At 57.0% G+C, this 8,042-nt stretch carries 6 protein-coding genes; all 6 read left to right on the forward strand.

Annotated elements, in window-relative coordinates; translation table 11 throughout:
• Positions 1 to 27: 27 nt before the first annotated feature.
• The 6 genes from AUK29_07445 (at position 28) to AUK29_07470 (ending at position 7,494) form a co-directional block, all read left to right on the forward strand.
• Positions 28 to 1,077 carry an NADH dehydrogenase gene (locus AUK29_07445; protein OIP62986.1) on the forward strand — a complete coding sequence of 350 codons (1,050 nt, stop codon included), beginning with the start codon at positions 28 to 30 and terminating at the stop codon, positions 1,075 to 1,077.
• A 48-nt stretch (positions 1,078 to 1,125) separates the two neighbouring features.
• On the forward strand, positions 1,126 to 2,730 hold the full coding sequence (locus AUK29_07450; GenBank protein ID OIP62987.1) for a formate dehydrogenase: 1,605 nt from the start codon (positions 1,126 to 1,128) through the stop codon (positions 2,728 to 2,730).
• A 15-nt stretch (positions 2,731 to 2,745) separates the two neighbouring features.
• On the forward strand, positions 2,746 to 3,204 hold the full coding sequence (locus tag AUK29_07455; protein OIP62988.1) for a hypothetical protein: 459 nt from the start codon (positions 2,746 to 2,748) through the stop codon (positions 3,202 to 3,204).
• A gap of 184 nt (positions 3,205 to 3,388) precedes the next feature.
• Positions 3,389 to 5,152 (forward strand): formate--tetrahydrofolate ligase, encoded by a 1,764-nt coding sequence (locus AUK29_07460; GenBank protein ID OIP62989.1) that lies wholly within the window; start codon positions 3,389 to 3,391, stop codon positions 5,150 to 5,152.
• A gap of 70 nt (positions 5,153 to 5,222) precedes the next feature.
• Positions 5,223 to 5,501: a hypothetical protein gene (locus AUK29_07465; GenBank protein OIP62990.1), complete on the forward strand. Its 279-nt coding sequence runs from the start codon at positions 5,223 to 5,225 to the stop codon at positions 5,499 to 5,501.
• Between the two features lie 73 nt (positions 5,502 to 5,574).
• Positions 5,575 to 7,494, forward strand: a complete 1,920-nt coding sequence (locus AUK29_07470) for a hypothetical protein (protein OIP62991.1) — start codon at positions 5,575 to 5,577, stop codon at positions 7,492 to 7,494.
• Positions 7,495 to 8,042 lie beyond the last annotated feature (548 nt).

Genomic DNA, 8,042 nt, shown 5'->3' on the forward strand with positions numbered 1-8,042 from the left:
AAGAAACCATTCATAAGAAGGTTTGAGATGGATAGAATGAATTTAACCATCAACAATAAAAAAATAGCCGTACCCGCAGGGAGCACCATCCTGGAGGCGGCGCAGAGCGCCGGAATTCATATCCCCACGCTCTGTTATTATAAGCGGCTTTCCCCTTACGGAGGGTGCCGGGTTTGTATTGTCCAAGTCGAGGGGATCCCGAGGCTCGTGGCATCCTGTACCACGCCTGCGTCCGAAGGGATGGTGGTCCGCACGGATTCCGAGCAGATTCGGAAGATCCGCAAGACCGTGGTGGAACTGATGCTCTCCAATCATCCGAACGAATGTATGCTCTGTGAGCAGAACGGCCGCTGCGAGCTGCAGGATCTGGCCTATGAGTTCGGTCTCAAGGAGATCCGTTTCCAGGGAGAGAGGAGCCGTTACGAGATCGAAAACCGGAACCCCATGATCGAGCGGGACTACAACAAGTGCATCCTCTGCGGCCGGTGCGTGCGCGTGTGCGACGAGGTCCAGGCGGTCGGCGCCGTAGACTTTTCCAAGCGCGGCTTTCATGCCAAGATCGCCTCGGAGTTCGACGGGGTGCTGAATTGCGAATTCTGCGGGAATTGTGTGGAGGCCTGTCCGGTAGGCGCGCTGACGGGCAAGATCTCCCGCTTCAAAGGGAGACCCTGGGAGGCCAAAAAGGTCAAAACCGTCTGCAACTACTGCGGGTGCGGCTGCAGCCTGATCCTGCATGCCCAGGAAGGGAAGGTCATCCGGGTCACCCACGCGGAGGGCGAGTGCGTCAATGAAGGGTTCATGTGCGTCAAGGGGAAGTTCGGGTTCGAGTATATCAGCCATCAAGACCGTCTCAAGACGCCTTTGATCAAAAAGAACGGGAGCTTCGTGGAGGCAAGCTGGGACGAGGCCCTGAAGACCGTGGCGGATAACCTGTCGAGGGTCAAGAAGGAGTACGGCAATAACAGCATCGGCGGTCTCTGTTCGGCCAAATGCACCAACGAGGAGAACTACCTCTTCCAAAAATTTATGCGCACGGCGATCGGCACCAACAATGTCGATCACTGCGCACGGTATTGACACAGCTCCACGGTCACCGGTCTGGTGACCTCCTTCGGAAGCGGGGCCATGACCAACTCGATCTCCGAGTTTGAGCATTCCGATGCGTACTTCGTCATCGGGTCCAACATGACCGAGGCCCATCCGATCATTGCGCTGAAGCTGAAACGAGGCGCCCGGTACAACGGGGCCAAGCTCATTGTAGCCGATCCTCGGGAGATCACCCTTACGAAATATGCCGCCCTTTGGCTCCGGCATAAGCCGGGCACCGATGCCGCGCTGATCAACGGCCTCATGCACGTGATCCTTGATGAGGGCCTGGAGGATAAGGAGTTCATCGAGGCCAGGACGGAGAACATCACGGCCTTGAAAAAGGTCTTGAAAAAATACACCCCGGCTTTCACCGAGAAGGTCACCGGCGTGCCCCAGGAGAAGATCATCGAGGCGGCCCGGATCATCGGGGAGAGCGGCACGGTCGCCTTTTTCTATGCCATGGGGATCACCCAGCATATCATGGGGACCGAGAACGTGATGTCCGTGGCCAACCTCGCCATGCTCACGGGAAATGTGGGGAGACCCGGAACAGGCGTGAACCCCCTTCGCGGCCAGAGCAATGTTCAAGGCGCCTGTGACATGGGCGGGCTTTTCGATTATTATCCCGGGTACCAGCGGGTGGACCTGGAAGAGAACCGGAAGAAGTTCTCTGAGGCCTGGGAGTGTAATACGCTGAGCCGTGATGCCGGTCTTCCGGCCACGGCCATGATCAACGCGGCCGTGGAGGGAAAGCTCAAGGCCCTCTATGTCATGGGGGAAAACCCCCTGCTTTCGGATCCGGATATCGGGCATACGGAGAAGGGATTCAAGAACCTCGACTTTCTGGTGGTCCAGGATATCTTCATGACCGAGACCGCGGCCATGGCCGATGTGGTCCTCCCTGCCGCAAGTTATGCGGAAAAGGACGGGACCTTCACCAATACGGAACGCAGGGTGCAGCTCCTGCGCCAGGTCATCGAGCCGATCGGGGGGAGCCGGATCGACTGGAAGATCATCATGGAGATCTCCACCCGGATGGGAAGGCCCATGACCTATAAGAACACGGCGGAGATCATGGACGAGATCGCCTCGCTCACTCCCATCTACGGCGGGATTTCCCACGAACGCCTGCAGAAGGGAGGGCTCCAGTGGCCCTGCCCGGACAAGAATCATCCGGGGACGCCTTATCTGCACAAGGATAAATTCAGCCGGGGCAAGGGCTTCTTCTACCCCGTGGATTATCACCCCCCATCCGAACTTCCGGACCCGGAGTATCCCTTCCTGCTGACCACGGGCCGGATGCTTTCGCACTACCATACCGGGAGCATGACCCGCAGGGTCAAAGGGCTGAACGAGATCTGCCCCGAGGGGTTTATGGAAATCCACCCCAAGGACGCGCGCAGTCTGGATATCGCCGACGGGGAAATGGTCCGTGTCTCTTCCCGAAGGGGGGCCATCACGGTCCGGGCCAAGGTGACCCGGAAAGTTCCGCCCCAGGTGGTCTATATGAATTTCCATTTTTCGGAATCGCCGGCCAACCGGCTGACCATCGCGGCCCTGGATCCCATGTCCGGGATCGCCGAGGCCAAGGTCTGCGCCGTCCGGATTGAGAAGCGGAAGCTTCAAGAGACGGCGGTGTAACAAAAGGAGGGCGCCATGCTGCAGAAAGATATACTCCGAGTCAATCCGCTTTTCGAGGATCTGACCGATGACGACCTGGACAAGGTCATTGAGGTGATCCAGCAAAAGGAGTTTTCCGCCGGATGCGAGATCTTTGACGAATCCATGCCGGGACGGGAACTCTATATCATTCTCAAAGGAAAAGTCCGCATCATGAAGGCGACGCGGGAAGGAGAACGCCAGACCCTGAGTGTACTGAAGCCCGGGAATTTCTTTGGCGAGCTCTCCCTGCTGGACGGCCGCAAACATTCTGCGATGGCAGAGGCCGATGAAGCATCCACACTTCTCGTGATCACGAGGCAGGCCCTGGCCCAGATCGAGAAAAACCATCCCGCGGTGGCCCTGAAGGTGATCAAGAACATGGCCTTGAAGATCAGCGGCATCCTCCGCGAGATGAACGAAAAGTTTATGGAGATGGTGAATTATATGTGGTAGAGGGCGTGAGGAAGGGTCCAAGGGGCCGAGGGTTCAAGGGGTCAAGTGAACCACTCGAACCACTTGAACCCTTGAACCCTGGACCCCTCGACCCCTTGAATCCTTTTTAAGGGTTGTTAATGCTCTGTAACGGGCTTTGTAGTCTATAGGATTTCATCAACATAATATTGAGGAGGAAATATTTATGGCATTGGATCCCAAGAAGCACGCGGACTGGCAGATCGCCGAGGATGCGGAAACAAGAATGAAGACGGTCTATCAGCTGGCGGATGAGCTGGGCCTGGAGAAGGAGGAACTGCTTCCCCATGGCCACTATGTGGCCAAGGTGGATTTTTCAAAGTTATTAAAGCGGATTGCCGACCGGCCGGACGGCAAATATATCGATGTCACGGCCATTACGCCGACACCGCTGGGGGAAGGGAAGTCCACCTCGACCATGGGGTTGACCCAGGGACTCGGCATGAGGGGAAAGAAGGTCACGGCGGCGATCCGGCAGCCATCGGGCGGTCCGACCATGAACATCAAGGGATCGGCCGCGGGCGGCGGTCTCTCCCAGTGTATCCCGCTCACCCCCTTCTCCCTGGGTCTGACAGGCGACATCAATGCCATCATGAATGCCCACAACCTGGCCATGGTCGCCCTCACCTCGAGGATGCAGCATGAGTTCAACTACGGCGACAAGGAACTGACCAAGCGTAAGCTGACGCGTCTGAACATCGATCCGAACAACGTGGAGATGGGATGGATCATGGATTTCTGCGCCCAGTCCCTCCGCAATATCATCATCGGGATCGGCGGCAAGATGGACGGCTTCATGATGCGCTCCAAGTTCGGGATCGCCGTCTCGTCCGAGATCATGGCGATCCTGGCCGTGTCCACGGATCTCAAGGACATGCGGGAGAGGATGGGCCGGATCGTGGTCGCCTACAACAAGAAGGGAGATCCCGTGACCACGACGGACCTGGAGGTGGCCGGCGCCATGACCGCCTGGATGGTGGAAGCGCTGAATCCTAACCTGCTTCAGACCATCGAAGGGCAGCCCGTTTTCGTTCATGCCGGGCCCTTTGCCAACATCGCCATCGGTCAGTCCTCGATCATTGCCGACCGGATCGGTCTGAAACTGAGTGAATACCACGTGACGGAATCGGGTTTCGGCGCCGACATCGGTTTCGAGAAGTTCTGGAACCTCAAGTGCCGCTTCTCCGGACTCAAACCCCACACGGCCGTGATCGTGGCCACCATCCGGGCCCTGAAATGCCACGGCGGCGCGCCCATCCCCGTGCCCGGGAGGCCCATGCCGGAGGAATATAAAGGGGAAAACGTGGAATGGGTGGAGAAAGGGTGCGAAAATCTCATTCATCATATTAAAACCGTGAAGAAGGCGGGGATCAACCCCGTGGTCTGCATCAACGCCTTCAAGACCGATACCAAGAACGAGATCAAGGTCGTCCGCCGCCTGGCCGAATCAGCCGGCGCCCGAGTGGCCGTCTCCAATCATTGGGAGAAGGGGGGCGAGGGCGCCCTTGAGTTTGCGGATGCGGTGATTGATGCCTGCAATGAACCGAACAAGTTCAAATATCTCTATGAGCTCAAGACCCCGCTCCGCAGCCGAATCGAGATGATTGCGGAACAGGTCTACGGCGCAGACGGTGTCGAGTATTCCCAGGAGGCTCTGGACAAGGCCAAGCGGATTGAAGAGGACAAGGAGCTTTCAAAGCTTGGGACCTGCATGGTCAAGACGCACCTCAGCCTGGCGGATAATCCCATGATCAAAGGGGTTCCCAAGGCATGGAAGCTCCGTATCCGGGACATTCTCATGTATAAGGGGGCCGGCTTTGTGGTCCCCGTAGCCGGGACCATCAGCCTGATGCCGGGCACGGCCTCGGATCCGGCGTTCCGCCGTGTGGACGTGGACGTCAAGACAGGAAAGGTCAAAGGCGTATTCTAAGGGACTCATGAGGCCCGCTGTTTCCGATGCCGTCAAGCTTGATGGTCGTGGGCGCTTTAGGAGATGACGCATGTTCGATATGAACCGTGGATCCCGGCATACCCTTCTCCCCATCGGATTGATGATCCTGGCCGGTATCCTGGGGAACCTCATGGCAAGCGGACTTGCCCTGGTCGTTCCACGCGGGCCCGCACACGAAATCCTGACCTTCGGCTATGGTTTCGGGATCAATCCGCCGTGGGTCCTGGACCTTTCGGTGATGACGCTGACGTTCGGCTTCAGCCTGAAGGTGACCATCGTGGGCGCGCTCTTCATGATTGTTGTTCTGCTTCTGTACAAAAAAATCTGAGAGGAGAGGGAACCGCCCTGCGATCTTCAAATGCCGTCCTATTCATGAATAGGACCACTAAGTCATAGCCGCTATGAAACTTTGCAAGGTAACCTTTCTGCCTGAGACCCGAAGCGTGTCGGTTCATAGCGGGTCCACGCTCCTCAAAGCGGCCTCCATGGCCGGGGTGCATATCAATGCCTCCTGCGGGGGGGCGGGAACCTGCGGGAAATGCCGGGCCGTGGTGCAGGGCGGGAATTTCCGGACCGAGCCGAGCATCCACCTCACGCCATCGGAGATGAAGAAGGGGTATGTGCTCTCCTGCCTGACCGTGGTCCAGGGCGACCTTACGGTCGAAATCCCCAAGGAAGCGCGGAAAGGAGTCGGCGTCCGGATCGACACAGGGAGACGGCCCGGCGGTGATCTCCTGAAGATCGGGGACCGGAAGATCCGTCCCCGCACCAAAAAGGTCCACCTCCAAATCCCTCCCCCCACGTTGAGCGACAATATTTCGGATCTGGACCGCATCAAGAGGGAATTGAAAAAGGCCGGCTATAAGGATTTGGACATCACCTGCAGCCTTCCTGTGCTCCAAAAACTGGGACGGACACTTCGGGAAAGCCACTGGGACGTGACCGTCACCGTCTTCTGGAACCGGTGTGAGATCGAGATCATGGACATCGAGCCCGGCGACGTGACCCTCTCCCGGTACGGGCTGGCCGTGGACGTGGGGACCACGACCGTGGTGGCCTACCTGGTGCATCTCAACACCGGGAAGATCGTGGACGTGGAGTCGGACCTGAACGCACAGATCCGGTGCGGAGAAGACGTGATCTCCCGCATTGTTTACGCCACGGAGATCGGGACGGTGGAAGAGGTGCATAGCCTCGTGATCGAAACCATCAACGGTCTGGTCAAGCGCCTCGCGGAGAGAAACGGCATCCTTCCCGAAAGCATAGACTCCGTGGTTTCCGCGGGGAATACCACCATGACCCATCTCCTCTACGGGATTGATCCCCGGTACATCCGGGAGGAGCCGTACATTCCCACGGTGAATCTCTTTCCGGTGATCAAGGCCCGTGAGATCGGGATCCAGGTCAACCAGAATGCCAGCATCTATTCGGTGCCGGGCACGGCCAGCTACGTGGGGGGGGACATCTCGGCCGGTATTCTCGCATCCGGAGTCTACAAGAGCGATGCGCTGACCATTTTCATAGACATCGGGACCAACGGCGAACTCGTGCTCGGGAACAAGGACTGGATGGTGGCCGCCTCCTGTTCAGCCGGTCCCGCCTTTGAAGGCGGAGGCGTGAAGTTCGGGATGAGGGCCTCCCGCGGGGCCATCGAAGGGGTGAGGATAGACCGCGAGACCCTGGAGCCTGTCTGCCACGTGATCGGAGACGCGGAGCCGCAGGGGATCTGCGGATCCGGGATGATTGATGTCCTGGCCGAGATGTACCTCGCGGGGATCATCGACCGGAAAGGGAGGTTTGTCGAAGGTCTCCCGACCGACCGGATCCGGCAAGGGGATACGGGCCTGGAGTATGTCCTGGTCCGTCAAGACGGGGACAAGGGGGAATCCGATATCGTCCTCACCTCTTCGGATATCGACAATATCATCCGGACCAAGGGCGCCATCTATGCCGCCTTCAAGACGCTGATCGGCGAGATGAACCTGACGTTCCAGGATGTCGAACGGTTTATCATCGCCGGCGGGTTCGGAAACTATATCGAGATTGAAAAGGCAGTCATTATCGGACTTCTCCCGGATCTCCCGGAGGATCGCTTCCACTTCATCGGGAATTCCTCCATCATCGGGGCCTATCTGGTCCTGCTGTCCAAGGAGATGCGGCTGGATGCCGAGGAGATTGCCGGCAGGATGACCTATATAGAACTCTCGGTCTCCCGCTCTTTCATGGACGAGTACATGTCCGCCCTGTTCCTGCCCCATACCAATATGGATGACTTCCCTTCGGTCAAGGAGATCATCCGGAAAAGAAAAATATCAGGCTAAGTCCTTCGATTCATAAGTGCGATTACGAGCCTATGAACTCAGGACTTAAATTCATTTCTTGTGCTACCACCTTGACTCTTCGGTCTATCTCTGCTAAGAATCTATTCGATCTCCAAGCTTTTTATAAAGCTATCCGCTTAAAATCCTATCTTCTCGCCCTGACCTTTCTAAATTCGGATTTTTGGAACAAATAGGGACAGCGCCCATTTTTACTTGTGGAACAAATAGGGACAGCGCCCATTTTTACTTGACTTCACAGGTGAACAAATAGGGACAGCGCCCATTTTTACTTGACTTCACATTCTGCATTGTTTACCATTGGCCCATGCCGAGAATCTCCAGAGCCGTAGCTGTAGGCTTTCCTCATCACATCACCCAAAGGGGCAATTACCGGCAGAGCGTCTTTGAAAGAAAAGACGATTACCTGTTTTATCTTGAATGGCTCAAGACATACAGCAGCAAATATTCACTCAAAATATGGGCCTACTGCCTGATGAAGAACCACGTTCACTTCATCGCAGTGCCCATGGAGTCCGATTCCATGGCAA

It is taken from the genome of Nitrospirae bacterium CG2_30_53_67, assembly GCA_001873285.1.
Classification (GTDB): Bacteria; CG2-30-53-67; CG2-30-53-67; order CG2-30-53-67; family CG2-30-53-67; genus CG2-30-53-67.